General features: G+C 62.1%; 33 protein-coding genes. 19 read left to right on the forward strand and 14 right to left on the reverse strand.

Features of this window, described 5'->3' with window-relative positions:
* Positions 1–143 precede the first annotated feature (143 nt).
* From aroQ to aat, 4 genes are read left to right on the forward strand one after another with little or no spacing between them, the layout of a single operon-like run.
* Positions 144–578 carry a type II 3-dehydroquinate dehydratase gene (gene aroQ, locus NKI73_RS24910; protein ID WP_292186858.1) on the forward strand — a complete coding sequence of 145 codons (435 nt, stop codon included), beginning with the start codon at positions 144–146 and terminating at the stop codon, positions 576–578.
* Positions 579–604: 26 nt separating this feature from the next.
* Entirely contained in the window at positions 605–1,063 is a 459-nt protein-coding gene (accB, locus tag NKI73_RS24915; protein ID WP_352633499.1) for an acetyl-CoA carboxylase biotin carboxyl carrier protein, read from the forward strand.
* Between the two features lie 9 nt (positions 1,064–1,072).
* A complete protein-coding gene (accC, locus tag NKI73_RS24920) occupies positions 1,073–2,416 on the forward strand; it encodes an acetyl-CoA carboxylase biotin carboxylase subunit (protein WP_352633501.1) in 1,344 nt (447 codons plus the stop codon).
* Positions 2,417–2,428: 12 nt separating this feature from the next.
* A complete protein-coding gene (gene aat, locus NKI73_RS24925) occupies positions 2,429–3,046 on the forward strand; it encodes a leucyl/phenylalanyl-tRNA--protein transferase (RefSeq protein ID WP_352633503.1) in 618 nt (205 codons plus the stop codon).
* A 12-nt stretch (positions 3,047–3,058) separates the two neighbouring features.
* Here aat and NKI73_RS24930 read toward each other — a convergent pair whose 3' ends face one another.
* From NKI73_RS24930 to NKI73_RS24940, 3 genes are all read right to left on the reverse strand, one after another.
* Positions 3,059–3,445, reverse strand: coding sequence for a hypothetical protein (locus NKI73_RS24930; protein ID WP_352633505.1), 387 nt, complete (start codon positions 3,443–3,445; stop codon positions 3,059–3,061).
* Positions 3,446–3,520: 75 nt separating this feature from the next.
* Positions 3,521–4,102 carry a DUF2155 domain-containing protein gene (locus NKI73_RS24935; RefSeq protein WP_352633507.1) on the reverse strand — a complete coding sequence of 194 codons (582 nt, stop codon included), beginning with the start codon at positions 4,100–4,102 and terminating at the stop codon, positions 3,521–3,523.
* Positions 4,103–4,225: 123 nt separating this feature from the next.
* Positions 4,226–4,624 carry an NADH:ubiquinone oxidoreductase subunit NDUFA12 gene (locus NKI73_RS24940; protein WP_352633509.1) on the reverse strand — a complete coding sequence of 133 codons (399 nt, stop codon included), beginning with the start codon at positions 4,622–4,624 and terminating at the stop codon, positions 4,226–4,228.
* A gap of 230 nt (positions 4,625–4,854) precedes the next feature.
* Here NKI73_RS24940 and panB point away from each other — a divergent pair, with 230 nt between their 5' ends.
* Positions 4,855–5,697 carry a 3-methyl-2-oxobutanoate hydroxymethyltransferase gene (gene panB, locus NKI73_RS24945; protein WP_352633511.1) on the forward strand — a complete coding sequence of 281 codons (843 nt, stop codon included), beginning with the start codon at positions 4,855–4,857 and terminating at the stop codon, positions 5,695–5,697.
* Complete coding sequence (panC, locus tag NKI73_RS24950; protein ID WP_352633513.1) at positions 5,694–6,545, forward strand: pantoate--beta-alanine ligase; 852 nt, start codon at positions 5,694–5,696, stop codon at positions 6,543–6,545. Before panB ends, panC begins: the two co-directional genes overlap by 4 nt.
* A 53-nt stretch (positions 6,546–6,598) precedes the next feature.
* On the opposite strand, the gene NKI73_RS24955 is transcribed toward panC, so the two are convergent.
* The 3 genes from NKI73_RS24955 to gatB form a co-directional block, all read right to left on the reverse strand.
* Complete coding sequence (locus NKI73_RS24955) at positions 6,599–6,943, reverse strand: VanZ family protein (RefSeq protein ID WP_352633515.1); 345 nt, start codon at positions 6,941–6,943, stop codon at positions 6,599–6,601.
* Positions 6,944–7,039: 96 nt separating this feature from the next.
* On the reverse strand, positions 7,040–7,528 hold the full coding sequence (locus NKI73_RS24960; protein ID WP_352633517.1) for a GNAT family N-acetyltransferase: 489 nt from the start codon (positions 7,526–7,528) through the stop codon (positions 7,040–7,042).
* A gap of 4 nt (positions 7,529–7,532) precedes the next feature.
* On the reverse strand, positions 7,533–9,032 hold the full coding sequence (gatB, locus tag NKI73_RS24965; protein WP_352633519.1) for an Asp-tRNA(Asn)/Glu-tRNA(Gln) amidotransferase subunit GatB: 1,500 nt from the start codon (positions 9,030–9,032) through the stop codon (positions 7,533–7,535).
* A 279-nt stretch (positions 9,033–9,311) separates the two neighbouring features.
* On the opposite strand from gatB, the gene NKI73_RS24970 reads away from it, so the two are divergent.
* Positions 9,312–9,569: a YjhX family toxin gene (locus NKI73_RS24970; RefSeq protein WP_023759402.1), complete on the forward strand. Its 258-nt coding sequence runs from the start codon at positions 9,312–9,314 to the stop codon at positions 9,567–9,569.
* Between the two features lie 48 nt (positions 9,570–9,617).
* Here the strand turns inward: NKI73_RS24970 and NKI73_RS24975 are convergent, their stop codons facing one another.
* Positions 9,618–10,049 (reverse strand): CBS domain-containing protein, encoded by a 432-nt coding sequence (locus NKI73_RS24975; protein ID WP_023759403.1) that lies wholly within the window; start codon positions 10,047–10,049, stop codon positions 9,618–9,620.
* An 88-nt stretch (positions 10,050–10,137) separates the two neighbouring features.
* Entirely contained in the window at positions 10,138–10,890 is a 753-nt protein-coding gene (locus tag NKI73_RS24980; protein ID WP_352633521.1) for a rhomboid family intramembrane serine protease, read from the reverse strand.
* Between the two features lie 229 nt (positions 10,891–11,119).
* Here NKI73_RS24980 and NKI73_RS24985 point away from each other — a divergent pair, with 229 nt between their 5' ends.
* The 4 genes from NKI73_RS24985 to NKI73_RS25000 all read left to right on the forward strand — a co-directional run bounded on the left by NKI73_RS24985 (position 11,120) and on the right by NKI73_RS25000 (position 16,173).
* The gene (locus NKI73_RS24985; RefSeq protein WP_352633524.1) at positions 11,120–12,160 is read left to right on the forward strand and encodes a substrate-binding domain-containing protein; all 1,041 of its coding nucleotides are present in this window, start codon (positions 11,120–11,122) and stop codon (positions 12,158–12,160) included.
* 141 nt (positions 12,161–12,301) lie between these two features.
* Positions 12,302–13,558 (forward strand): LVIVD repeat-containing protein, encoded by a 1,257-nt coding sequence (locus tag NKI73_RS24990; RefSeq protein ID WP_352633526.1) that lies wholly within the window; start codon positions 12,302–12,304, stop codon positions 13,556–13,558.
* Positions 13,559–13,630: 72 nt separating this feature from the next.
* Positions 13,631–15,160: a sugar ABC transporter ATP-binding protein gene (locus NKI73_RS24995; protein ID WP_352633528.1), complete on the forward strand. Its 1,530-nt coding sequence runs from the start codon at positions 13,631–13,633 to the stop codon at positions 15,158–15,160.
* Positions 15,157–16,173, forward strand: coding sequence for an ABC transporter permease (locus NKI73_RS25000; RefSeq protein ID WP_352633530.1), 1,017 nt, complete (start codon positions 15,157–15,159; stop codon positions 16,171–16,173). The genes NKI73_RS24995 and NKI73_RS25000 overlap by 4 nt, the downstream gene beginning before the upstream one ends.
* A gap of 62 nt (positions 16,174–16,235) precedes the next feature.
* Here NKI73_RS25000 and NKI73_RS25005 read toward each other — a convergent pair whose 3' ends face one another.
* Complete coding sequence (locus NKI73_RS25005; RefSeq protein WP_352633532.1) at positions 16,236–17,279, reverse strand: substrate-binding domain-containing protein; 1,044 nt, start codon at positions 17,277–17,279, stop codon at positions 16,236–16,238.
* Positions 17,280–17,430: 151 nt separating this feature from the next.
* On the opposite strand from NKI73_RS25005, the gene NKI73_RS25010 reads away from it, so the two are divergent.
* From NKI73_RS25010 to NKI73_RS25035, 6 genes are all read left to right on the forward strand, one after another.
* Complete coding sequence (locus NKI73_RS25010) at positions 17,431–17,619, forward strand: hypothetical protein (protein ID WP_352633534.1); 189 nt, start codon at positions 17,431–17,433, stop codon at positions 17,617–17,619.
* A 232-nt stretch (positions 17,620–17,851) separates the two neighbouring features.
* Positions 17,852–18,484 (forward strand): PAS domain-containing protein, encoded by a 633-nt coding sequence (locus NKI73_RS25015; RefSeq protein ID WP_352633536.1) that lies wholly within the window; start codon positions 17,852–17,854, stop codon positions 18,482–18,484.
* Positions 18,485–18,665: 181 nt separating this feature from the next.
* On the forward strand, positions 18,666–19,283 hold the full coding sequence (locus NKI73_RS25020; protein ID WP_352633538.1) for a PilZ domain-containing protein: 618 nt from the start codon (positions 18,666–18,668) through the stop codon (positions 19,281–19,283).
* 283 nt (positions 19,284–19,566) lie between these two features.
* The gene (locus tag NKI73_RS25025; RefSeq protein ID WP_352633540.1) at positions 19,567–20,175 is read left to right on the forward strand and encodes a transglutaminase-like cysteine peptidase; all 609 of its coding nucleotides are present in this window, start codon (positions 19,567–19,569) and stop codon (positions 20,173–20,175) included.
* Between the two features lie 494 nt (positions 20,176–20,669).
* A complete protein-coding gene (locus tag NKI73_RS25030) occupies positions 20,670–21,110 on the forward strand; it encodes an HNH endonuclease (protein WP_352633571.1) in 441 nt (146 codons plus the stop codon).
* Positions 21,014–21,586, forward strand: a complete 573-nt coding sequence (locus NKI73_RS25035) for an ankyrin repeat domain-containing protein (protein WP_352633542.1) — start codon at positions 21,014–21,016, stop codon at positions 21,584–21,586. Before NKI73_RS25030 ends, NKI73_RS25035 begins: the two co-directional genes overlap by 97 nt.
* A gap of 33 nt (positions 21,587–21,619) precedes the next feature.
* Here NKI73_RS25035 and NKI73_RS25040 read toward each other — a convergent pair whose 3' ends face one another.
* Together NKI73_RS25040 and NKI73_RS25045 are read right to left on the reverse strand one after the other, a co-directional pair.
* Positions 21,620–22,147: a gamma carbonic anhydrase family protein gene (locus NKI73_RS25040; protein ID WP_352633544.1), complete on the reverse strand. Its 528-nt coding sequence runs from the start codon at positions 22,145–22,147 to the stop codon at positions 21,620–21,622.
* A gap of 19 nt (positions 22,148–22,166) precedes the next feature.
* Positions 22,167–22,508, reverse strand: a complete 342-nt coding sequence (locus NKI73_RS25045) for a DUF6949 family protein (RefSeq protein ID WP_352633546.1) — start codon at positions 22,506–22,508, stop codon at positions 22,167–22,169.
* Between the two features lie 125 nt (positions 22,509–22,633).
* On the opposite strand from NKI73_RS25045, the gene NKI73_RS25050 reads away from it, so the two are divergent.
* Positions 22,634–23,359 (forward strand): hypothetical protein, encoded by a 726-nt coding sequence (locus NKI73_RS25050; RefSeq protein ID WP_352633548.1) that lies wholly within the window; start codon positions 22,634–22,636, stop codon positions 23,357–23,359.
* 62 nt (positions 23,360–23,421) lie between these two features.
* Here NKI73_RS25050 and NKI73_RS25055 read toward each other — a convergent pair whose 3' ends face one another.
* Together NKI73_RS25055 and cysE are read right to left on the reverse strand one after the other, a co-directional pair.
* Positions 23,422–23,625 (reverse strand): DUF3126 family protein, encoded by a 204-nt coding sequence (locus NKI73_RS25055; RefSeq protein WP_013531334.1) that lies wholly within the window; start codon positions 23,623–23,625, stop codon positions 23,422–23,424.
* 150 nt (positions 23,626–23,775) lie between these two features.
* A complete protein-coding gene (gene cysE / locus NKI73_RS25060; protein WP_127415464.1) occupies positions 23,776–24,624 on the reverse strand; it encodes a serine O-acetyltransferase in 849 nt (282 codons plus the stop codon).
* A 147-nt stretch (positions 24,625–24,771) separates the two neighbouring features.
* Between cysE and NKI73_RS25065 the strand changes: the two genes are divergently transcribed.
* Positions 24,772–25,374, forward strand: coding sequence for an HD domain-containing protein (locus NKI73_RS25065; RefSeq protein ID WP_352633552.1), 603 nt, complete (start codon positions 24,772–24,774; stop codon positions 25,372–25,374).
* A 33-nt stretch (positions 25,375–25,407) separates the two neighbouring features.
* On the opposite strand, the gene NKI73_RS25070 is transcribed toward NKI73_RS25065, so the two are convergent.
* A complete protein-coding gene (locus NKI73_RS25070) occupies positions 25,408–26,175 on the reverse strand; it encodes an alpha/beta fold hydrolase (RefSeq protein ID WP_352633554.1) in 768 nt (255 codons plus the stop codon).
* Positions 26,176–26,181 lie beyond the last annotated feature (6 nt).

Below are 26,181 nucleotides of genomic sequence, written 5' to 3' on the forward strand. Positions count from 1 at the left end.
CGCGAGCATATTTCTCACGGGCACATTTCCGCCTGTTGTGGACAGTGAAAGAACGCACTTGCGCTCTTTCCGCGGGCGTCTATGCCCATTATAGAGGGCCCAGCGCGCCGGCTTGATGTCGGCGCCGGGAAAGGTCGGCTTTTTTGAAAACGGTTTTCGTCCTGAACGGTCCCAATCTCAACGCGCTCGGCAAGCGCGAGCCGGGCATCTATGGCGGCAAGACACTTGCCGCCATCGCCGACGACTGCAAGCAGGCCGGCACGGCACTTGGGCTTGAGATAGATTTCCGCCAGTCGAACCATGAGGGCGACCTTGTCGACTGGATCCAGGAAGCCGGCGACAAGGCTGTCGGCATCGTCATCAATCCTGGCGCCTACAGCCACACATCGATCGCCATCCACGACGCCATCCGCGCTGTCGCGCCATTGCCGGTGGCCGAAGTCCATCTTTCCAACATCCATGCGCGGGAACCATTCCGCCACGTCTCCATGGTCGCGCCGGTCGCCGTCGGCATGATCTGTGGCTTTGGGCCGCTCGGCTACACGCTGGCATTGCAGGCGCTGGCAGCACGCCTATGACCGGCCAACAAACAGAAGGCTCGAAAATGTCGATAAAGAAGAACGGTGTTGACCAGCAGCTGATCCGCGATCTGGCGGGCATACTGAACGACACCAACCTCACCGAGATAGAGGTTGAACTGGGTGACCTGAAGGTGCGCGTCTCGCGCCAGGCGCCGGCCGTTCACGCGATCGCAGCGCCGCAGCAGGCCTACGCGCCAGCAGCAGCGCAAGCTGCCGCCGTTGCCATGCCCGTCGTAGCGGACCTTTCCAAGAATGCGGTCACCTCGCCGATGGTGGGCACCGCCTATCTGGCGCCGTCGCCCGACGCCAAGGCGTTCATCGAGGTCGGCCAGAAGGTTAAGGAAGGCCAGACGCTGCTCATCATCGAGGCGATGAAGACGATGAACCAGATCCCCTCGCCGCGCACCGGCACGGTGACGGCGATCCTGTTCGAGGATTCGCAGCCCGTCGAATACGGCATGCCGCTTGTCGTGATCGAGTAGAGCGGCCGGATGTTCCAGAAGATCCTCATCGCCAATCGCGGCGAAATCGCCCTCCGGGTCCTGCGCGCCTGCAAGGAACTCGGCATCCAGACGGTGGTGGTGCATTCGACCGCCGACGCCGACGCCATGCATGTGCGGCTCGCCGACGAGAGCGTCTGCATCGGCCCGCCGCCATCGCGCGACAGCTACCTCAACATCCATCAGATCGTCGCGGCCTGCGAAATCACCGGCGCCGATGCCGTGCATCCGGGCTACGGCTTCCTGTCGGAGAACGCCAAGTTCGCCGACATCCTGGCTGCGCACAACATCACCTTCATCGGCCCGACCGGCGACCACATTCGCATCATGGGCGACAAGATCGAGGCCAAGCGCACTGCAAAGCGCCTCGGCATTCCGGTAGTGCCCGGTTCGGACGGCGCGGTTACCGATCAAAAGGAAGCCAGGCGCATTGCCGCCGCGATCGGCTATCCCGTGATCATCAAGGCATCTGCGGGCGGTGGCGGGCGCGGCATGAAGGTAGCCCTTACCGAGGCCGACCTCGAGGTCGCCTTGCAGACCGCGAGCACCGAAGCTGGTGCGGCCTTCGGCGACGATGCCGTCTATATCGAGAAATACCTGGAAAAGCCGCGCCATATCGAGGTGCAGGTGTTCGGCGACGGCTTTGGCCACGGCGTCCATTTCGGCGAGCGCGACTGCTCCTTGCAGCGCCGCCACCAGAAGGTCTGGGAAGAAGCTCCCTCGCCGGCCCTCAATGCCGAAGAGCGCGCCCGCATCGGCGGCATCTGCGCCAAGGCCATCGCGGACCTCGGCTATTCCGGCGCCGGCACGATCGAATTCCTCTACGAGAATGGCGAGTTCTATTTCATCGAGATGAACACACGCCTGCAGGTCGAGCATCCGGTGACGGAAGCGATCACCGGCATCGACCTCGTGCACGAGCAGATCCGCGTCGCCTCCGGCGGTGGCCTCTCGGTGAAACAGGAGGACATCAAGTTCAACGGCCACGCCATCGAATGCCGTATCAACGCCGAGGATCCGCGCACTTTCACGCCCTCGCCCGGCACGATCACCCACTTCCACACACCGGGCGGCCTGGGCATCCGCGTCGATTCCGGCGTCTATTCCGGCTATAAGATCCCGCCCTACTACGACAGCCTGATCGGCAAGCTGATCGTGCATGGGCGCAACCGGGTCGAGTGCATGATGCGCCTGCGCCGCGCCTTGGACGAATTCGTCGTTGATGGTATCAAGACGACATTGCCGCTGTTTCGCGATCTCGTCGGCAATGCCGACATCGCCAATGGCGATTACGACATCCACTGGCTGGAAAAATATCTGGCCAAGGAAGAGTAGCGCGGAGTCGCGATGACCCGTCCCTACGCGCCCGGCTATCGCATCCCCACCGACCTTCTGCTCAAGGCCTATGCCTCGGGCGTCTTCCCTATGGCCGAAAGTGCCGGCGACCCGGAGGTATTCTGGGTGCGGCCGGAGACGCGCGGCATCATTCCGCTCGACGATTTTCACACACCGAAGAGCCTCAGGAAAACGATCAAGAAGCATCCTTTCGACATCCGTTTCGATTTCGATTTCGAAGCGACGATCGACGGCTGCGCCGAAAAGCGCGCGGAGCGCCGGTCGACCTGGATCAATGCGCCGATCCGCGAAGCCTATGTGCAACTGCATCGGATAGGGCACTGTCATTCGGTCGAGGCATGGCGCGAGGACCGGCTGGTCGGCGGCCTCTATGGCGTGTCGCTTGGCCGGGTGTTTTTTGGCGAGAGCATGTTCGCCAGGGAGACGGACGCCTCCAAGACCTGCCTTTTTTACCTCGTCGAGCGGTTGAAGGCACGAGGCTTCGCGCTGCTTGATACGCAGTTCACCACCGAGCACCTGAAGCGCTTCGGCGCGGTCGACGTGCCGCGCGGCAAATATGAGAAGATGCTGGCCGAAGCGCTGAAGGGCGAGGCCATATTCTATCCCTGACGATGGAGCCTCTTACCTCCCGGCCGCGGCGTCCAGCGGCGTCTGCGCATGGAACATCATCTTCCAGCCATTGACGCGATGGACGTAGCCGGTGCTGACCAGGGCCGCGTAGGGTTCGCCGTTCTCGCGTGTCGCATGCGCCTCGTAGGTCAGCATGACGATGTCGCTGCCCGGCTCGATAATACCCTTGAGGTCGATCTTCAGGTCCCGCCAGCGGTTGGGCTTGGTTGCAGTCTTGGCGAGATCGGCATTGTCCATCGCCTTGGCCATCTGCGGAAATGCCACCAGGCATTCGGTGTCGGCATTGGCGGCGTAATAGGCCGCGTCGCCGGTCCAAAACCCCTTTTCGAGTTCGAGCAATTCTGCCTTGCCGGCAGTGATCCGCTTGCTGTCTGACATCGGAAAATCCTCCGTGCGCATAAATGCGCGATCGTCCGTGGTCCAACGCATGGTCGCCAGGACGGTTCCGAAGGATCAGTTGGGGTCGGTCGTCGTATCGGGTTCCGTGGCATCCGGCTGTGCCACATCCGGAGTGGCAGCAGGCTTCGGCTTGGCCGCGGCGGGCTTTGAAGCATCGGCTTTGGTCGCGTCAGCCTTGGTGCCGTCGGGTGCCGGCACATCCGACTTCTGTTTGCATTCCTTCAGCCAGACGTCATAGACGGCATGTTCGACGGCGTTGAGGCCGGGGCTTTCGGCAAACATCCAGCCAGTGAAGATGCGGCGGATCTTGCGGTCGAGCGTGATCTCGTCGACCTCGACGAAGGAATCCGTCTTTGGCTCTTCGCTCTGCGGCCGCGAATAGCAGACGCGTGGCGTCACCTGCAAAGCGCCGAATTGCACCGTCTCGTCGATATAGACATCGAAGGTGATGATGCGGCCGGTGATCTTGTCGATGCCGGCAAACTCGGCGACAGGATTGGTGATCCGCTCCGATCCCGCGGGCGGTGCCGGCGCCGGTGCGGCGGGTTCAGGCGAAGCGGCAAACGCCGCGGTGCCGACGGCAAGACCGGCGGCTAGCGTCAGGCTGGCCATCGATGTCAGGTTGAAAAAGCTCATATAGGGATACCGGTGGTTCGCGCCCGGGTGATTCTGTCGACCACCAAGGCTAGTCGCCGTTTTCTGATCAGCAAGCAGCTAAACACCAATTGTGGCGATAAAGGACCGGCCTGCACCCTGTCGCTACGACCCGGGCGTCCAGGCGTCGTAGTCGCCGGTGACCTGCGGACGATGCTGATTGGTCAGCACCGAGCCCTTCGGGCGATAGGCCGCCGGCGTGCCGGTCAAATTGGGCTGATGCGACTTCTGCCAGTCGCGCGGCTTGTAGTCCTCGCTCGCCGGTGCGACGTCGACCCGATGATGGATCCAGCCGTGCCAACCAGGCGGTATGGCGGAGGCTTCCGAATAGTTGCGGTAGATGACCCAGCGGCGCGTGCGGCCTTCCGAATCAATGCCGCCCTCGTAGTAGACATTGCCGGTTTCGTCCTGACCGACTTTCTTGCCATGCCGCCAGGTGTGCAGGCGCGTTCCCAGCGTCTGGCTGTTCCACCAGGTGAAAAACTGAGTCAGGAAAGTCTTCATCGTTGGAACCCTCGCGCCGGCAGCGCCCGTTTCCTGCTTATGGCGTCAGGCCTTGCCGAAGGCAAGGCTTTTGCCACGGCCAACGCACAAATGGCTTGCCGGAAACTCGACACAAGCCCGTGATCCTCTCCGTCGCAGGATGCGCGCTTGCCAAGCCTTTGTGGTCTTTCTAAAGCTCTGCGCGCGCCATGCTTGCATCCAACCCGGCAGCAGGCCGAAGGAGGTGACGATTGGCCACAAAATTGCCGACCACCGACATCCGCATCAGCGCCGATACGATTCGCCGCCGCAAGGGCGGCACGCCGATCGTCTGCCTGACCGCCTATACCTACCCAGTGGCCCGCTTGCTCGATGAGCATGTCGACCTGCTTCTGGTCGGCGACAGTGTCGCCATGGTCCTGCACGGCCACAAGACGACGCTCGGAGCCTCGCTTGAGATGATGATCGCGCATGGGCAAGCGGTGATGCGCGGCTCGGCCAGGGCCTGCATCGTCGTCGACCTGCCGGCCGGCACCTATGAGGCTTCGGCAACGCAAGCCGTAGCCTCGGCGCGGCGCGTTGCCGACGAAACCGGCTGCCAGGCGGTGAAACTCGAAGGCGGCGTCGACATGATCAGGCAGATCGCGGCCATCGTCGCCGCCGGCATTCCGGTCATGGGACACATCGGCCTGCAGCCGCAATCGGTCGAAAAGGACGGTGGCTACAAGATCAAGGGCCGCACCGAGGAGGCTGTTGCGGCTTTGCTTGACGATGCGCTTGCGGTCGAAAGCGCCGGCGCATTCTCGGTGGTCATCGAAGGCACGGTCGAGACGGTCGCCGCCGATATCACCCGGCGCATCGCCATTCCAACCATCGGCATCGGCGCCAGCGGCGACTGCGACGGCCAGATCCTGGTCATCGACGACATGGTCGGGCTGACCGTCGACCGCGTGCCGAAATTCGTCAAGGAATACGCCGATCTGCGCAGCGTGATCTCGCATGCCGCCGAAACCTATGCAGCGGAGGTGCGGAGCCGGACATTCCCTGGTCCCGGCCACGTCTTTTCGGCGACAAACAGCAGGGATGACGCATGAGCCGGCCGGTGGTCGTCGACAGCGTTACCGCACTTCGCGCGCAAATCCATGCCTGGCGGCGCGATGGCCTTCGTGTCGCCATGGTGCCGACCATGGGCGCGCTGCATGACGGGCACATCTCGTTGGTCAGAATCGCGCTCGAAAAGGCCGATCGCTGCGTCGTGTCGATCTTCGTCAACCCGACACAGTTCGCGCCGACCGAAGACCTCGACAAATACCCGCGCCAGCTCGCCCGCGACCTCGACCGACTGGGATTGGCAAAGGCCGACCTTGCCTTCACACCGACGGTTGGCGAGATGTATCCTGCCGGCTTCGCCACGAAAATCTCGGTCGGCGGCCCCTCCGCCGGGCTCGAATCGGACTTTCGGCAGACCTTTTTCGACGGCGTCGCCACCGTGGTGGCAAAGCTCTTGCTGCAGGCAACGCCCGACTGCGCGATCTTCGGCGAGAAGGACTACCAGCAGCTTTGCGTCGTCAGGCAGCTCTGTCGCGACCTCGACCTGCCTGTCGAGATCATCGGCGCACCGACGATCCGCGACACGCATGGTCTCGCCATGTCGTCACGCAACGCCTATCTCGACGAAACCGAACTGAAGATCGCCCGCCAGCTCAATGTGATATTGCGCAACACGGCAGTGGCCCTGACGGCAGGCGCCGACCCGAGCGACGCAACCGAAGGGGCCCACCGCGCTCTCATCGCCGCCGGTTTCCAAAAAGTCGACTATATCGAGGCACGCGAAAGCCTGACGCTCGCGCCGTGGCGTCGCGACCACGAGGGGCGCCTGCTCGCGGCGGCCTGGCTCGGCAAGACCAGGCTGATCGACAATGTGGACGTTTTCTCGGCGTAGCTAAGCTCGAGGCGAAGTCTTGTCCCGTCGGCGCGGCGGTTTTCTGCCCGCGCCTACCGCTCTCCTATTCGTCCGCTGCTCCTGACGAACAATTGCCCCACAAGGATCCCGACAATACCAGCGCAGGCTTTCACGAGTGCATCGGCAAAGTGCGCGTGGCGACCGGGATCAATGATCTGAAGCAGTTCCAGTATGCCAGCGGTCACAGTCACAAAGATCACGGCTTGATACAGTCGGTTGGGGAAGCCGAGTGCCAGGGCGAAGCCCAACAGGACATAGGCCAGGGCGCGTTCAACATTCGCTTCGGCGAGGTGCGGCCGCATCTGGATCGGCGACAAGGTTGCGAAAATGATGATGGCGAGCAGCGCCAACGCTACGGTGCGGGACAGTTTGGTCATGTCCTTGCATATCCGTCGTGAGCCGGCACGGCAAATGCCGGGATGACGCATGGCCGGATCGCTGCCGCCATGGCGCCGAAGAAGCCCGGCGGCAGCCTATCCGAGCGGCTTCTCGAAACTCAGCGTCGTCGACCTTGAGGCCTCTCGGGAATCTGCGGCGGTGCTGACGGGCAAAAACCCCTTCGATCGGTAGAAGGCGATGGCGCTGCCATTGACCTCCTCGACCTCGACGCGCAGCACTCGCGCTTCCGGGAAACTGGCCTCGACCTCGTCGAGCAGTGCTTGCCCGATCCCGCGCCTCTGGCAGTCCGGATGGACGTAGAGCTGGTTCAACAGGATGACCTTCGCATCCGCGGTGGCGGCGGCGAATGCCATGCCGCCGATCCGCTTGCCGTCATCGGCCACCAGGAACTCCGAGTTCGGCCGCGTCAACCGCGAACGGAGCGAGGCTATCGAGTGCCATTCATCGGTGATCTCGGTCACCTTGGCAGCGCCATAAAGGGCGTCATAGGTCGCATGCCAGGTCTCGACCAGCAGCATCCGCACTGCGGCAAGGTCGCGCTCTCCGGCGGTGCGGACGAACACGGCCCTACTCGATGCCCAGCTTGGCCTTGACGAGGTCGTTGACCGCTTGCGGATTGGCCTTGCCGCCGGTCGCCTTCATCACCTGGCCAACGAACCAGCCCGCCATGCTCGGCTTGGCGCGCGCCTGTTCGACCTTGTCGGGGTTGGCAGCGATTACCTCATCGACAGCCTTCTCGATGGCGCCGGTGTCGGTGACCTGCTTCATGCCACGGCTCTCGACCAGCTGGCGCGGATCGCCGCCCTCGTTCCAGACGATCTCGAACAGGTCCTTGGCGATCTTGCCGGAGATGGTGCCATCCTTGATCAGATCGATGACCGCGCCGAGCTGATCAGGCGAAATCGGAGCGTTTTCAATGTCCTTGCCGGCCTTGTTCAATTGCCCGAGCAGATCGTTGATGACCCAGTTGGCGGCGAGCTTGCCGTCACGGCCGGCGGCGACCTTCTCGAAATAGTCGGCGATCGGCTTTTCCGAAATCAGGATCGAAGCGTCATAGGTCGACAGGCCGAGCGACGAGATCAGCCGCGTCTTCTTGTCGTCGGGCAGTTCCGGCAATTCCTTCGCCAGCACGTCGACATAGGCCTGGTCGAACTCCAGCGGCAGAAGATCCGGATCGGGGAAGTAGCGGTAATCGTGCGCCTCTTCCTTGGAGCGCATCGAGCGCGTCTCGCCCTTGACGGCATCGAACAGCCGCGTTTCCTGGTCGATCTTGCCGCCATCCTCGAGAATGGCGATCTGCCGGCGCGCCTCATAATCGATGGCCTGGCCTATGAAGCGGATCGAGTTGACGTTCTTGATCTCGCAGCGCGTGCCGAACTCGCCGCCGGGCTTGCGCACCGAGACGTTGACGTCGGCGCGCATCGAGCCTTCGTCCATGTTGCCGTCGCAGGTGCCGAGATAGCGCACTATGGTGCGCAGCTTGGTGACATAGGCTTTGGCTTCGTCAGCCGAGCGCATGTCCGGCTTTGAGACGATCTCCATCAGCGCCACGCCGGAGCGGTTGAGGTCGACATAGGACATGGTCGGATGCTGGTCGTGCATCGACTTGCCGGCATCCTGCTCCAGATGCAGCCGCTCGATGCCGACCTCGATGTCCTCGAATTCGCCCTGGCGGTCGGGACCGACCGAGACGATCACCGTGCCCTCGCCGACGATAGGCTGCTTGAACTGCGAGATCTGGTAGCCCTGCGGCAGGTCGGGATAGAAGTAGTTTTTCCGATCGAAGACCGACTTGTGGTTGATCTGCGCCTTCAACCCAAGGCCGGTGCGGATCGCCTGTTTGACGCATTCCTCGTTGATGACGGGCAGCATGCCCGGCATGGCCGCGTCGACCAGGCTGACATTGGCGTTGGGCGCGGCACCGAAGGCGGTCGAGGCGCCCGAAAACAGCTTTGCTTCCGAAGTGACCTGCGCGTGGACCTCGAGACCGATGATGATCTCCCAGTCGCCGGTCGCGCCGGAAACAAGGCGCTTTGCGTCGGGCGTGCGGGTGTCGATGAGGGACATTGTGGCCTGCGTATTGGAACTACGGATTATGCGTCTACGCATATTTTGGTGTGCAACTTCGCTAGTGCAAACCGTTCAACGAGACAAGCGCAAAGCCACGGACTGGCCTTTTCAGCCGCTTTCGCCTATAGGACGTCCATTCCAATGGAGAGTGGATGTCCACTTACGCTCAGTCCCGGTAAGGCCCTGACCTCCTAGCGAGGCAGGGCAGAAGACCTGAAACCCCGTGCCGCGAAGCTTCGCGGCGGCGGCATTTTCTGTTTTCCCGGAAACTCTCCCATGGATATTTCGCGCATTGAACAGCGCATCCTGCACCTGCTCGCGCAGGGCGGACGCATTGAAATCGAAAAGAACGAGAAAAAGCGGATCGCCTCCGTCAAATGCCTGACCCGTGACGGCTGGCATTATCCGGGCGTCGATCTCGACATGTTTCGAAAGCTGAAGCGGAAGAAGGCCGTTTCTTCGTCGGGCGGTGGACCCTACCGCATCACCCGGCGCGGACTGGAACTCGTCCGTTCCGAACTCGACAACAGGTAGATACGGCTCCGCCGGTCGGTTCTCCGGCCGGCGGCTCCTTGTCACCGCTCAGGCGGTGGCGATATAGGCCCTGATCTCTTCGGCCTCGCGCTCGACGTCCTCGATGCGGCGCTTGACCACGTCGCCGATAGACACGATGCCATCGAGCATGCCGTCCTTTTCCACCGGGAGATGGCGGAAACGGCCTCGGGTCATGATTTCCATCACCTCGTTGACGGTGTGGTTTTCGTTGCAGATCTTCACCTTCGGCGTCATTGCCGAACGCACGGCGATATCGAGCGCGGCACCGCCTTCTTTAGCCAGAACCCGCACAATGTCGCGCTCGGAAAGAATGCCGACGATCTTGTGATCGCCATTGGTGATGACCAGCGCGCCGATCCTGTGTTCGGACAGGATGCGAATGGCTTCGCTCAGCTTTTCGTTCGGCCCGAGCGTCAACACGTCATGGCCTTTTTTCTCGAGAATTGCCTTCACCGTCATGGCGTCCTCCTCTGCTTTTGCCTGCCGGTTCCTGGCCTGACCGGCCTTCACATAAGAGTGAACATCGTGCGCCGTGATCGGTTGCATTTCAAGTGTCGGTGGTCTCCCATTCGGACGCCTGCCACCGTCTGTCGAACCAGCGCAGGCCAAAGAAGCCGGCGACAAAGCCGCCAATATGGGCCTCCCAGGCGATCTGGCCGTCTACTCCCGGGGCAAAGCCGAGAAGGCCGGTGGCGAGGTTGATGATCATCCACACGGCGAGAAAGATCACGACGCCGCGCAAGCGCAATACGAATGTGATTGGCAGCAAAGGGCCGGCGAAGGCTGCCTTTCCGGCAGAGCGGTCGGTGCGGAAGCCAAATCGCGCTGCAGCCCCCATCATGCCTGATATGGCTCCTGAGGCACCGACCAGCGGCGCCTCTCCATACGGATGCACCGCCCAGAAAAGCGCGACCGAGGCCAGTCCGGTCACGGCGAAGAACAGCGCGAACCGGAGCGCGCCCAGACGATTAGCCAATGGCGAACCAAAGGCGGCGAGCCAGACCATGTTGATGGCAATATGGGCAAAGCCGCCATGCATCAAGGCATAGGTGAACGGCCGGGAAAAGAGGAACCAGTCGAAGCCGTATTGCCCGGTATACAGGACAGGGATGAAGGCCCCGTCGTACAGCAATGTCATCTGCTGTGCGTCGTTCAGCACATATTGCTGCAGCAAATAGACTGCGACGCAGATACCGATCACCGCCAGCACGATGGGCGGCAGGTTGAACACCGGCTCGCGCCGTCGTGGCGGCGTGTCGTCCATCTGTTCCGTTTCGGAAGGGTCTGCCGGTTCGCTCATGCGCATCTGGTCCAGAATTCGATGCGCGTCCTTTAGAGCAAGGATGCCCGCGTTGGAACAATTCTGTTTCTCAAACAGCGAACGCCCGGCACAGCATCGCCTTCATTTGCTACGAAACCGAAAGGAAGCGAAGCGGAAATGCTCCGGGATTTGAAAAACTCGCAATCAGCGTTCTCGGAAGCGATCGGCCCCCTCCCTAGAATGCAGCCGATTTCAAAGGGGTCTCCACATGATCAAGCATATTCTTTCGCTGGCGGCAGCGGCCGGCATAGCCAGTCTTGCCACCGCTGCTTCGGCGCAGGGCATATCCGGCGCGCCGGCACCCTTCGACAAGGGCGGCGTCAAGATCGCTGTCGTCAGCTTCCTCGGCTCCGGTGACTGGCTCCAGGCATTCGAGGCCGGCGTGAAGCGCCAGGCCGATGCGCTCGGCATCGAGGCCAACATCTCGCAGGCGCGCAACGACATCAACACCGAGCGGCAGTTGATCCAGCAGGCCATCAATCTCGGCGTGCAAGGCATCATCATCAACAACGGCCAGCCTGAAGCCATCAAGGACGTCGCACAGGCAGCGCTTGACGCCGGGATTCCGGTGGTGGCCTACGACACCAACCTCGACAACCCCAAGATCCCGCAGGTCGAGCAGTCCGATGCCGACATGGCGCGCCTCGTGCTCGACCAGGCGGTCAAGGACCAGGGCGAGAAATTCGATGGCGGCGTCCTCTATGTCGCCGGCTTCGCACCGCTCGACCGCCGCTACGCGGTGTGGAAGGATTTCGGCAAGAAGTACCCAGGCATCAAGGAAGTCGCCACCTGGGGCGTGGTCAATGACACCGTTGCCGCTTCGGTTGCCGACCAGACCAAGGCCGTGCTCACTGCCAACCCGACGCTTTCGGTCGTCTTTGCCCCATGGGACGAGTTCGCCCGTGGTGTGGAACTCGCCATCGATGAGCTTGGCGTCGCCGACAAGGTGAAGATCTACGGCGTCGACATCTCGACATCGGACATCCAGGCCATTCTCGAACCGAACAGCCCTTGGGTGGCGACGGCGGCAACCAACCCGGCCGTGGTCGGCGAGGCTTCGGTGCGCGCATTGGCTCAGCTGATCGCCGGCCAGGATCCCGGCCATTCGGTGCTGATCCAGCCGACGCTCGTCACCAGAAAGGACCTCGTCGACAACAATATCAAGACGATCGAGGACCTGCAGGCAAAATTCCCGGCCTTCAAGGACAGCGATGCCGCAAAGGCACCGTGGATCCCGGCGACGAATTGAGAGTTCCAGCGCCTTCTTTCACAAAATCAGCGATCCAAACAATCATCCCCCGGCCTGACCGGGGGATGATTGTGCCGGCATCTGCGACGCCACCTGTTGCGACAGGCAAAGTGCGCCGGCCCGACCTTTCGAAAGACGATTATGAGTTCTGTCCCTACCCCCGACTATTCCAGGAACATGCGCCTGATCGGTCATTCCGACCAGGGCGGGCGGCCGGACGGATTGCAAGTAATGGTGCATCGCGGCTTCGCCTATGTCGCGCATCCCTGGTCTCAAGGCTTTTCCATCATCGATGTGCGCGATCCCAAAAATCCGGGTGGGACGGCGTTCGTGCCTGCGCCGCCGAATACCTGGACGATCCATCTGCAGACGCATGAGGATCTGCTGCTGGTCGTCCATGCGCGCGATCTGTTCGCCGACGCCGCTTTCGCCTTCGACGAGAAGGTCTACTACACCAAGTCGATCGGCGAGACGATCGGCACCGCATCCGGTCCGGGCGCGGCGCGGACATGGTCGGCCGGCATGGCCATCTACGACATCTCGAAGCCGACGCAGCCTCGCCAGATCGGTTTCTTCCGGGTCGACGGCATCGGCATTCACCGCATCTGGTATGTCGGCGGGCGCTACGCCTATGTATCGGCGCTTCTCGATGGCTACAGCGACTACATCCTGCTCACGGTGGATCTTCAGGACCCGACACGACCCGTCGAGGCTGGTCGCTGGTGGATTCCAGGCATGCATCTCGCCGGCGGCGAGACACCCGGCTGGCCTAGTGGCCGCCGCTATGCGTTGCATCATGCGGTCGTCGAGGGCGATACCGCCTATGCCTGCTGGCGCGACGGCGGGTTGACCATCCTTGATGTCGCAGACCCTGCCCTGCCGAGGCTGATCAGCCACAGGAACTGGTCGCCGCCCTATGGTGGTGGCACACATTCGGCGCTGCCGCTGCCGAAACGCGGCTTGCTCGTCGTCGCCGACGAGGCCGTACTCGACCACGAGGAGGATGGGCGCAAGCTCACCTGGATCTTTGATGTACGCGATCCCGCGAACCCGGTTTCGATCTCGACCCTGCCGACCCCGGACGAAGCCGACTACACCGCCAAAGGCGGACATTTCGGTCCGCACAATCTGCACGAGAATCGGCCGGGCAGTTTTGTGTCCGACACGCTGATCTTTGCAACCTACCAGAATGCAGGGGTGCGCGTTTTCGACATCTCCGACCCCTATCGGCCGAAGGAGACAGGAGCGCTGGTACCGCCGGCGCCCAGCCGTATGGTCGACAAGCGTCCGAACCGGCCACGAGTGATCCAGTCGACCGATGTGTTCGTCGACGCCAATGGCATCATCTATTCGCCCGATTACAATGCCGGGCTGGCAATCATTGAATATGGCGGTTGACAGACACGACCGTGCCCCGTTGGCTTGCCTGCCTTTCCCAGTTCACACCCAATCCTTAACCGGCTGAACCACTTGTCCCTCACCCCCGCCCCCATTGCCGTCGCCGTCGCCGGCATCGAAAAATCCTTTGGCCCGACGCGTGCGCTCGCCAGAGCCGATCTTGCCGTGGCAGCCGGGGAGGTAGTGGCGCTGATGGGCGCCAATGGCGCCGGCAAATCGACGCTGGTGAAAATCCTTTCAGGCTCGCATGTACCCGACGCCGGAACGATCACGCTGGGCGACAGGATCGTCGCCTTCGCCTCACCCAGCGCCGCCAAGGCTGCCGGCATAGCGACCGTTCATCAAGCGACGGATCAGGCGGGGGCTGCCGGAATGACGGTCGCCGAGAATCTCCTGCTCGATGAACTTTGCCAGCCAGGCGGCCGCTTCTTCGTCTCGGCCCGGTCGATCCGCAGGCGCGCACGCGCCATCGCGGCGCTGATCGATCTCGACCTGCCGCTCGACCGTGACTTCGTCGACCTGCGGCCGGCGGAACGGCAATTGATCGCCATTGCCCGCGCCGTCGTGGCCAAGGCCTCCGTCCTCATCCTCGACGAGCCGACATCCAGCCTCTCGGCCACGGAGGCGGACCGCCTTTTCGCCATCATCCGGCGGCTGCGCGCGGACGGCATGGCAATCCTCTATATCTCGCACAGGCTTGGCGACCTTGCCGCAATCGCCGACCGCGCCGTCGTCATGCGCGGCGGTCGTATCGTCGGCGCCTTTGCCAGGCCGATCGATTTCCCGGCTGCCGTTGCAGCCATGATCGGCCGGACCCTGGAAGCCGCCACCCATGACCGCAAGATGTCGGCGGCCCCAATTATCGCTTCCATCAAGGGCGCGCGGCTGATTCCCGGTGCGAGGCCTTTCGATCTCGATCTGCACTCAGGCGAGGTCGTGGCGCTGACCGGCACGCTTGGCTCGGGCAAGAGCCGATTGCTGCGCGCGCTTTTTGGTTTGGAAACACTGGCGCAGGGCAGCTTCGTGCTCGATGGAAAACCGTGGCTTTCCAACGGACCCGCGCGATCGATCGAAAACGGCGTCTTCATGGTCGCCGAAGATCGCTGGGCATCGTCGCTTCTGCCACCCGAGGTCCCCGGCGCCTCGATTGCCGGCACGATCGCCCTGCCGCATCTGAGGCGCTGGTTTCCGGGCGGCCTGCTGCGGGTCGCGCGCGAGCGCAAAGTCGCCGCAGAGGCGATCGCCCGGCTCGGTATCAAGGCGCGCGGACCCGACGACACGCTCGATGAACTTTCCGGCGGCAACCAGCAGAAGGTCGTGCTCGCCCGCTGGCAAGCGGCACCTTGCCGGCTGCTGTTGCTCGACGAGCCTTTCCAGGGCGTCGACGTCGGCGCGCGTGCCGACCTGATCGCCGCGATCCGCAACAGCCAGAGCGATTCCGCCACGCTGATCGCTACAAGCGACACCGAAGAGGCGCTGGAGGTTGCCGACCGCATCCTCGTCATGCGCGATCACTCCCTTCACGAGGCCGGCGACGGCCATGGCTCGCTGACCGACCAGATCGGCAAGGTCGAGAGCAAAAAGGCCGGAGATCATCGATGACGAACCCGACGACAGTCCAGCAGGCCGCCCCGCGCACATCGCTTTTCCGCGAAACGCGCCGCTACGCGCTCTTCGTGCTGCTGGCACTGATGGTGATTGGCTTCTGGTATGCGCAGCCCGCCTTCATCCGCTCGGCCAACCTGTTTTCTATCCTGCAGGCGGTTTCGGTCGTGGCGATCCTCGGCGTTGGGGTCTCGATCACGATGTCGGCCGATGGCTTCGATCTCTCCGTGGGCAGCATCGCCGCCTCGTCGGTGATGGCGGCAAGCTATGCCATGGTCGTCTGGCAACTGGATGCGGTCCAGACCATGGGTCTGGTCTTGCTGATGGGCGCTTTCATCGGCCTCCTGAACGGACTGCTGATTGTCCGCGTCGGCGTCCCCGATCTTCTCGCCACGCTGGCGACGATGTTCCTGCTCGCCGGCCTGCAGCTGATCCCGACAGGCGGCCGCTCGATCACCGCCGGCATGGTGCTGCCCGACGGGTCGTCCGTTCCCGGTGCTTACGATCCGGCTTTCCTGATCCTCGGCCGGTCGCGGCTGTTCGACACCGTACCTCTGTCTGTCGTGGTCATGGCGGTCGTCGCCCTGCTCGCCTGGTTCCTGATGGAGCGCACGCGCTGGGGGCGCGTCTTTTATGCGATCGGCGGCAACGAAACGGCCGCGCATCTTTCCGGCGCGCCGACCAAGGCATATCGGCTCTGGGCCTATATCCTGTCCGGCACGCTGGCTTCGTTGGGAGGGCTGATCGTCGCTTCGCGTGTTGGCCGCGGCGACGTCTCGGCCGGCAACTCGCTCCTGCTCGATGCGGTGGCGGCCTCGCTGATCGGGTATGCCGTGCTCGACAAGCGTCGCCCGCATGTGATCGGCACTGTGGCCGGCGCGATCTTCGTCGGCGTCCTCCTGAACGGCCTCACCATGCTGAACGCGCCCTATTACACGCAGGATTTCGTCAAGGGCGTCGTGCTGGTTGGCGCTCTGGCGCTGACCTTCGGCCTGGGAAAGAAACGATAGTCCACACCGGCACAGGCGTTATCTCCCCTCCTTCGCGGCGAAACGAGGGAGGGGAGAAAAGGTCAGTTGGTGGGGATCCAGCTTGCGGTCGCTGCGTCGCTCTGACCAAAAGCGGGCAGCTTGGCGTCGAGATCCTCGATCGTCTTGATGCCGTTCTTGCGCAACTCCTCCTGTGTCAGCAAGACCGGCTTGACGACGATGTTGTGCCCCGGATCCTCCCCCGCGATCAGCTTTGCCGCCGCGCGAACCGAAACCGCGCCGACGACAGCCGGATTGGTGGCCGCGGTGGCGACCCATGGGCTTCCTTCCGCCGTGATTTCGGTGATATCGGCCGTCGACACATCGGCCGAATAGATCTTCACCTTGTTCGAGATGCCGAGTTCGTCGGTGGCGAGTTTCACCCCGCGCGCGAACTCGTCATAAGGGGCAAAGACGACACTGATGTCGGGATTGGCCTGGAACGCCGCCTTGGTCTGGTCGGCTGTAGACACAGCGGTCGTGTCGTTGACAGTTCCCCAGCGTGCTTTCTCGACAACGCCGGGATTGGCCTTCTTGGTCTCCTCCCAGATTTCGTTGCGGCGGTCGAGCGGCGCGAAACCGGCAACGTAGACATAGCCGGCCTGAAACGTGGTGCCGTTATCCTTGAGTGCCTGGCCAAGGGAGGCTTTGGCAAGCTCGTGATCCGACTGCTCGACCTGCGGGATTTTCGGGTTGCCGAGATCGACGTCGAACGCGACGACCTTGATGCCCGCGTCGAGTGCCTTCTGCGCGACATCCTTCAACGCTTCCGGCTGGCCATGATCGATGATGATCGCCTGCACGCCGAGATTGATCGCCTGTTCGATCTGGTCACGCTGTGCTGCCGCATCCTGCCGACCGGAAAAGACGGTGAGACCGATATCGAGCGCTTTCGCCTGTTTTGTGGCGCCGGCCTGATAGGCCTGGAAGAAATCGCCGGCGGAGATGAAGGTGACGAGTGCCACTTTCACGCCGCCCTTGTCGAAAGGCGCGGGAGCGCCCGCAATTCCGGCAGCTTGAGCCAACCCGGCCGGAATGGTGCAGGCGAGCAGGCTGGCGGTGATCAGTCCAAGAATGGAAGTCTTCATGAAGGTCCCCAGAAAAAACGCGCCAGCAAGACACGTCTCCGGACCGCGGAACCGCCGCCGTCGCGTCTTGAGGAACGAATTCGCGAGAGTACAGCGGCAACGGAACCATTCGGAACGCAGATTTTTCTCTTTCGAAGCGCGTCGTTGGCAAATGTTGCCGCTGGGCCTCGCGATCGGCGATGCCGTGTTGTCGACTATCGGGATGATTGCCGGCACTGCCGGCAAGCAGAAATGCCCGCCCGCCATTAACCCCGAATCGCCAGGCGCGAATCAAAAAAATAAGCCGTTCAAAGTTTCCCTTGAACGGCCGGTCGAGCCCCCTGCTCCCCTAAAACTCTGACTGAAGTGCTGCCGATCGTCGCGAAACGACCGCTTCTGGAGTGGTTTTTGTGTGCCACGGGGCTCACCTCGATGCAACGTAAACCACTTGTTAACCTTAACGGCCCCGACCCGTGAACAAGTGTTAACGACGCTGGCACGCTTCCTGCTCCGCAACGCATGTAGGTCATCGGAGGGCGCCCTTCTGTTCACCGATGGGACATCAGACGACAGATTGCGCGGAGCAGCATAGCATGAACCAGAATGGATCGATCACGCTGTTCCACTATTGGAATCGCCTGCGTGACGGACGCCCTGCCCCGAAGCGTTCGGAGGTCGAGCCGGCCGACATCAAGTCGCTGCTGGCCGACACGTTTATCCTGGAACGGGACACGCGCGGGCAAGCCGTATTCCGGCTCGCCGGCACAAGGCTTTGCGCCTGCTATGGCCGCGAGCTCAAGGGGTTTTCCTTTCCGTCGCTGTGGCGCGAGAAGGATCAGCGGCTCGTCTCGCGGCTGATCCATGGCGTCTTCGAGCAGAAGTCGGTTGTGCTCATCACCTATGAGGGCTTCAGCCGCAACGGGCGCTCCAACAAGTTCGAACTGCTTGCCCTGCCGCTGGACGGCGGCGTCGAAAATCCGCGCTGCCTGGGTGTCATCAGCGCCGTGGAGAAGCCCTTCTGGCTGGGCGCCGACCCGATCACCGACGCGTTGATCGATTCGATCCGCGTCATCGACCCGGAAAAGGAACTCCTCAACAATCGTCCGGCGATCGATGTTCCCTCGCTCGTTCCCGATGAACTCGGGGCACCCGAGACGATCTCGGCGCTTGGTCGGGCGCGCCGCATCCGCCATCTCGTCGTCTTCGATGGCGGGCGCGAGGAATAATCCGCGCTCTCGCGGCTTGATGCATGGCGCCGAAAGGCGCGCAGCGGTTTTGGGACAACGACATGCATAAAAGGAAAGCCCTGAAGCGCCCGCTTTTCCCTTTGTTAACCCGCTTTGTTGTACTTCTTTGATGAAGTTCCTCGCATCGACGCGTGGGATGCCAAACGGGGTGTAGGCAGTCATGAGGTCAGCGGCGATCGACTATGCGCCGTCCCAAGCTGAAAGGCGCAACTTTCAGCGCGTCCGTGTCAAGATTTACGGGCGCTTCATGCTGGAAGACCGCACCGAGCACCCCTGCCAGGTCGTCGACATGTCACCGGGCAATGTCGCGTTTCGCACCGACCGCATCGGCATGCCCGGCGAAAAAGTCATCGCCTACATCGATCATATCGGCCGCATCGAAGGCGTCGTCACGCGCACCTTGCAGGACGGTTTCGCGATGACCGTCATCGCGTCGGATCGCAAGAAGGACAAGCTTGCCGCGCAATTGACCTGGCTTGCCAACAAGCATGAACTCGACCTGCCGGAAGACCGTCGCCACGAGCGCGTCGCGCCGCGCAATCCGACCAGCGTGCTGCAGCTCACCGACGGCCGCCAGTATCAGTGCCGCATCATCGACCTGTCGCTTTCCGGCGCCGCGGTCGAGATCGACGTCAAGCCGGCGATCGGCATCCAGGTCATGCTCGGCACCATGCGCGGCCAGATCGTCCGCCATTTCGAGGATGGCGTCGCCATCGAATTCGCCGTCATCCAGCGCCCCGAAACGCTCGATTCCGAATTCAACGCGCCGCGCGCCTAACAAGGCATCAACGCTTTCATGAAACCGGCCCTTTGCGGCCGGTTTTTTGCGTTCACGACATCGCTGATTGAGATGCTTCAGCCAAGACTGAGCCCCTTGCTTGCAAGGCCTGCATGACATCGAGCTGGAAGGGCCAGCTTCGGAAACCCCAAATAATTTAATACTCAAATGATTCAAATTTTATGTTTATTCTACTGGCGTTTTACTCAATATCTACTTCGCGCTTTTGCCTCAAATAAATCCACATGTGGCAATGTCTCCTTCGAACGGGGAGACTACAACAATGAAGAAAACGAGGGGCAAGCTGTTGCTGGCGGCAATGGCGATGCAGCTTTCCGCTTGGGGATCAGCATATGCCGCGGGACCGGCCTATATGCACACCGGCGGACGCACCACGCAGCCTGTCGGCCATTATGAATTCTGCCAGCGCATAGCCGGCGAATGCAGCGAAAAGACCCCCAAGGGCGCGCCGGTCGAACTGACCCGCAAACTGTGGGCTGCGATCGTCAACATCAACAATTCGGTCAACACCCGCATCAAGCCGCGCACCGACATGGAAAACTACGGTGTCGAGGAATACTGGGCCTATCCCGACAATGGCTATGGCGATTGCGAGGATTACGCGCTGGAAAAGCGTCGCGAATTGATGGCTGCGGGCGTGCCCGCCGGCAACCTGCTGATGACGGTCGCGCGCCAACCGAATGGCGACGGTCACGCGGTGCTGACCGTGCGCACCAGCCTGGGCGAATTCATCCTCGACAATCTGGAAACCAAGGTCCTGTCCTGGACGGACACCGACTACACCTATCTCAAGCGCCAGTCTGACCAGAATTCCGGTGTTTGGGTAACGATCAACGACGGCCGCTCCGACGCGGTCGCCAGCGTCCGCTAAAACAGAGATCAAGCGCGTCGCGTGATGCGACCCGCTTAAAGGAGAAACCCGGTCGAGTCCCCACCCTCCCCGTCCCCAACGACCGGGTGAAAGGAGCCGGCCCCGTCCCCGGGCCGGCTCCGCCATTTCTGGATCACCTATAGAAATCTCGGTAACGGAGATCGAGTTGATCGGCACCAAGTTTTGAGGTATTAAAAACCTGTGGAGACGGTCTATTGTCCGTCTGGAAACCATCGTTGGTTGCCGTACGGATGTTGATCACAAGATCATCATCTACTGCTGAAATACTGCGGAGTGGCACTCTAGAGGGTGCTGTCTCGTGCGAGGGATCTCCCTTCCGAATGAGGGGCAATCTTTTACAGGGTTGCTGCACATCCGCTTCATGTTGATGAAGCAAAAGGATGTGCGGAATGGGAAAATCAGACAAACTTGCAACAATGAGAACTGCGCTCGCCAACAAACAAGACTGGCGATGCTTTTATTGCAGGTTTCCGATGTGGGACCGCAACGCAACAGAGTTTTCAGAGCGCCATAACATTCCCGCTGGATTGGCGAAGCGCTTCCAATGCACCGCAGAGCATCTGAACCCACGGATGAACGGAGGCCAAGACAGACTCGATAACCTTGTTGCGGCATGCAAATTTTGCAATCAAACCCGGCATCGAATGGATGAGCCGTTGCCGTGGCTCGAATATCTGCAACACGTCCGAAAACGAACGGCGGCTGGAAAATGGCATCCGCTCGTGTGTTACATCGGTATCGTCGCGTCTCACCGGCTTTCAAATGCCGATCGATCGCTGCAGTATGAGCGATCAATTGCCACCTCTGGATCACCGCGATGTTGGAAATCCCGGAAGATCGATGCGAGCGCCATCGTCTGTTCAAGGCGATCGACGATGCCTTCAAGGCCGGCGATTTCGAAGGCCTCGGCGTAGCCCTGGGTGGCTCGCCCCGCTGGTTCGACGAGCGCATGCCGTTTGAGCTCGGCCTCGGCCATCCGCTGGAATATGCGATCTATTGGAGCCCCGTCGGTTTCATCTCGACCTTGCTGGATGCCGGCTCGGATCCGAACTATCAGGATCACGGCGGGTTTCCGTCCATCATCGCGGCGCTGTCCACCGACCGGGCCGACAGGCTGGACATCGTGCGGATATTGATCGACGGCGGAGCCGATCCCAACATGCGGGGTGTGAACGATTGGACGCCGCTTCACTATTCGGTGGCAATCCGCAGTGTCGATGCGATCCGCTTGCTTTTGGCGGCGGGCGCCGACCCGGCACTCGAAACCCGCATCGATGACTACAGGACGGCTGTGGAAGAGGCCCAGATTGCCGGTTTTGAAGCAGGTGCTTCATTGCTGCACGATGCGATGACCGGGTATGGTTCCAACGGTGAGTTGGGCCGCGATTAAGACGGTCGGCGACAGATATAGGCCAAACTGGCCTCAGGCCTTCTTCAACCCCGCCTTGAAGCGCTTGCTGTTGGCAACGTAGTGCGCGGCCGAGCCGCGCAGTCTGGCGACGGCCGCGTCGTCCAGCACCCTGATTGCCTTGGCAGGCGAGCCGACGATCAGCGAATTGTCCGGAAATTCCTTGCCTTCGGTGACCAGCGCACCAGCGCCGACCAGCGAATTCCTGCCGATTTTCGCGCCGTTCAGCACGATGGCGCCCATGCCGATCAGGCTATTGTCGCCGATCGTGCAGCCATGCAGCAAGGCGCGGTGGCCGATGGTGCAGCCCTCCCCGATCGACAGCGGAAAGCCGGGATCGGTGTGCATCACCGTATGTTCCTGCACATTGGTGTCGGCACCGATGACGATGGGCTCATTGTCGCCGCGAATGACGGCGCCGAACCAGATGCCGGCGTTGCGGCCAACGCGCACGTCGCCGATCAGCGTGGCATCGGGCGCGATCCAGTTGGTTTCCGCATCCGCGAAGCTGGGCTGTGTTCCATCGATCGCATAAAGCGGCATTTCTGGTCTCCGAATCGTCTCAGGCTGGCCAGTCGGACCCTAGGAGACGGATCGTCCATGAGGCAATGGCAAGCACGACGACGCCCAGCGCCAGGACCCAGGCGATCGCCGTGCAGCCGCAGGACATCAGCGCTATCATCGAAATGCGGCGCTCGCGCCGGGCATCGATAGCATCGTTGACCAGCATGAAGGGCCCGGCACATGCGGTGGCGAGAAGCGAGCGCAAGACATGTGACGGCGACACATAGGGTTCGGTGAAGGCGACCTTGCGGCCCGACACCAGTTCCATGGCCGATCCGGCCAACCCGCAGGCCGTCAGTCCGAAGGCAAAAGCGAAGAGTGTGAGTTCCAGCGGTCCCATCTTAACTTTCCATTTACCATGAAATTGCACAGTCGTTCCATGAAGGCTGCAAGAGCCATGCCGTGCGACGTGTGCCGCCTAGGGACACCGGAGGCGGACGGGCGGCCCGGGATCCGAGGACTGAGATGAAGCAGGCAACGCTCACCAACGAACTCACCGTGGTCGATTCCAGGCTGATGAAGCGGGTGCTCTACGGGTTCGCCGCGCTGGCCCTGCTGTCGGTGGCGATCAGCCTTGGCGGCAAATGGTTCGGCCATTCGATCGCCATGGCCGGATACACCGACGACGCAACGGTTCACCAGGTGGTGATCGGCAACAACGTCATCGCCGTGCCGGCCAACACCATCCGCTTCGCCCAGGCCCGGCGCGACGGCATCGCCTCGCGGCTCGACCTCTATCTGCGCTATCCCCAGATGGACGGCTACAGCGAGGCCGCGCGCGACGACTTCAACCACACGGGGACAGCCAAGAACATCATCTTCCTGTCCTTCGAACAGCAGATGATGTCGCGTGACATGAGTGGCCGCTTCGCGCCGATCTACAGCGCGTTGATCACCCAACCCGGCATTGCGGGGCCCGGCGGCACGACGGTGTACGGTTTCAATGAGAAATCAGGCTATTTGAACGAGGTGCTGGTTGTCGGCAAGCACCCCGGCAAGGACCCGTTCGTGGCCCGTTGCCTGAGCGGACCGAGTGCCGACGAATCGCTGGCACCCTGCGAGCGCGACATCCAGGTCGGCGACGAACTCAGCCTCACCTATCGCTTCCCAAGAGAGTTTCTGGGTGATTGGCAGGCGCTTGACGCGGCAATCGCCACTGAAGCCGGGCACGTTCTGAAGGCGGGACGTTAAGAACGCCTCAAGGCCCCGGCTGGCCGGCCGCATGGAGTCGGCCGACCGCAAGATTTGCTGGCTCAGGCCAGATCGATGTCGAGAATCGCCATCGAAAAATTGTAGTCGCCGTCGTCCTCGTCCTTGAAGACGATGCCGAGGAATTCGTCGCCGACATAGACCTCGGCCGAATCGTCCTTGCGCGGCCGTGCCTTGACCTCGAGCTTGGGGTTCTGGAAGACGCGCTTGAAATAGGCGTCCAGCTTTCTGATTTCGTCCGGCTTCAACAGTCTTCTCCGATCATCGGGCTTGCTCGTTCGAACGCGCTTCTGGCACGTCGACAATGGCGATGTAAAGGCAAGCGGCCTGATAAGACGAGACAACCGCCGCTCATGCCCGCGGCCGGACTCCGGCAGCAGGCGGCGGCCTTGTGAAAATCAGATGTCGAAGCTGACGACCTGATCCATCGTCTGCGACGGCAGAAGCTGGTCCATCTGGCGCGACGGCTGATCGCAGCCGGTCTCGCCGACGACGCGGGCCGGCACGCCGGCAACCGTCTTGTTGTGCGGCACTGGCGACAGCACCACCGAGCCTGCCGCGATCTTCGAGCAGTGGCCGATTTCGATGTTGCCGAGGATCTTGGCGCCGGCGCCGATCAGCACGCCGTAGCGGATCTTGGGATGACGGTCGCCGCCGGCCTTGCCGGTACCGCCCAGTGTTACGCCATGCAAGATCGACACATCGTCCTCGATGACCGCCGTCTCGCCGACCACAAGGCCGGTGGCGTGGTCGATGAAGATGCCCTTGCCGATGCGCGCGGCCGGGTTGATGTCGGTCTGGAAGACCGAGGAAGAGCGGCTCTGCAGATAGAGGGCGAAATCCTTGCGGCCCTGGTTCCACAGCCAATGCGCCAGCCGATGGGTCTGGATGGCATGAAAACCCTTGAAATAGAGCACTGGCATAATGAAGCGGTCGCAGGCAGGATCGCGATCGTAATAAGCCTGGATGTCGACGCGCACGGTCGTCGGCCAGTCCTTGTCGTCGGCCAACATGGATTTGAACGTCTGGCGGATGAGATCGGAGCCGATGTCCTGGTGGGCCAGCCGCTCGGCCAGCCGATGGATCACCGCTTCCTCCAGGCTGTCCTGGTTGAGGATGGTCGAGTAGAGGAATGCGGCGAGCAGCGGGTCGCGGTTGACAGCCTCCATCGCCTCATCGCGGATCGAGCGCCAGATCGGGTCGACCGGCTTCAATGCGCTATGTCGGGAAATGCTGATGCTGTTCATCGCCGTCTCGTCCTGCGCCCTGCCGGGCTTGCCTGTTGTGCTTGCCTGCTGTCCGGCCGCACATATAAGCCAGATCATAGCACGATTGAACTCAATTTTCCTTAGTGCATTGTCAAATGGATTTGGTTCGCGGGAATTCAAGCAGCCATGGAAAACGAACCCTTGATCGACGACGCTCTGAAGAGCGAACTTTCAGCGCTCTACCGGGCACCAGGCCGCCACTACCACAACCTTGCCCATATCGAGGCGATGTTGGCGCTGGCAGGTGACTATCGAGGGTCGCTCGGCGATCTCGAAGCCGTCGAAGCGGCGATCTGGTTCCACGATGCCATCTATGACAGCAAGGCCAAGGACAACGAGGCGCGAAGTGCCCACCTCGCCGAAAAGAAGCTGGCGGGCCGCGCGGATCGTTCGCGCCTCAACCGCATCTCGGCGATGATCGTCGCCACCGCCACACACCAGGTGCCGCCGTTTGACGACGCGAAGAGCACACGGGACGCAAGTCTCTTCCTCGATATGGATCTGTCGATCCTGGGTGCCGCGCCGGAAGCCTTCGACGCCTATGAGCGCGCCGTGCGGCGCGAGTACGCTTGGGTGGAGGAGCCGATGTGGCGGGCCGGGCGCAGTGCGGTGCTGAAGAATTTCCTCGCCCGCCCACACATTTTCCACACCGAAGAGTTTCGCCGGCGCTTCGAACCGCAAGCCCGGAAAAACATTGCGCGGTCCCTGGCGGCCCTCGCTACCGGCTGAGGGCAGTCATATCCCGCTCCCCTCGCCGTTCGCTCAGAGCGGATTTTCGGCATAGAACTCCAGCACGCGCTGCTTGAAGGTCTTGTCCCCGACGGCCAGCATATGGTCCCGGCCCTCGATGTGAAAGGCCTTGGCGTTCGGCATCAAGGCCGCGAGTTCATCGGGCGAGCCGCCAATGTCGTCGGTCGTGCCGACAGCAACCAGCGTCGGCTGGGCGATGCGGGCAATATCGTCCTCGCTCAACAGTTCGCGCGATTTGGCGATGCAAGCGGCCAATGCACGGCGATCGCTGCGGGTCTGGTCGGCGAAGGCGCGAAACGATCGGCCGCGCGGATGGCTTGTCGCGGCCGGATCATCGGCTAGCAGGGCGGCGGCGATCGGATCCCAATCGCCGACACCGTCGATCATGCCGATGCCGAGGCCGCCAAAGACCAGCGTTGCCACCTTGTCCGGATCCGACAGCGCCAGGAACGCCGCGATGCGCGCGCCCATCGAATAGCCCATGACATGGGCGCGCTCGATGCCGAGATGGCCGAGCAAGGCGGCGGCATCCGAAGCCATCTTGGCCGGCGTGTAATCGGCCTCCTCATAGCTCTTCGACGACGAACCATGGCCGCGATTGTCAAAGGCGATGGCGCGGTAACCGGCATCGTTCAGCGTCTTGAACCAGCCGGGCGACACCCAATTGACATAGTGGCTCGAAGCGAAGCCGTGGATCATGAGCACCGGATCGCCCTCGCCCGATGCCGGCTGGCGGTCGAGGAAAGCAAGGTCGAAACCGTCATGGGTGAAAAGCTGCATCAGCGA

This window comes from Mesorhizobium sp. M0496 (assembly GCF_040321205.1).
Taxonomy (GTDB): Bacteria; Pseudomonadota; Alphaproteobacteria; order Rhizobiales; family Rhizobiaceae; genus Mesorhizobium.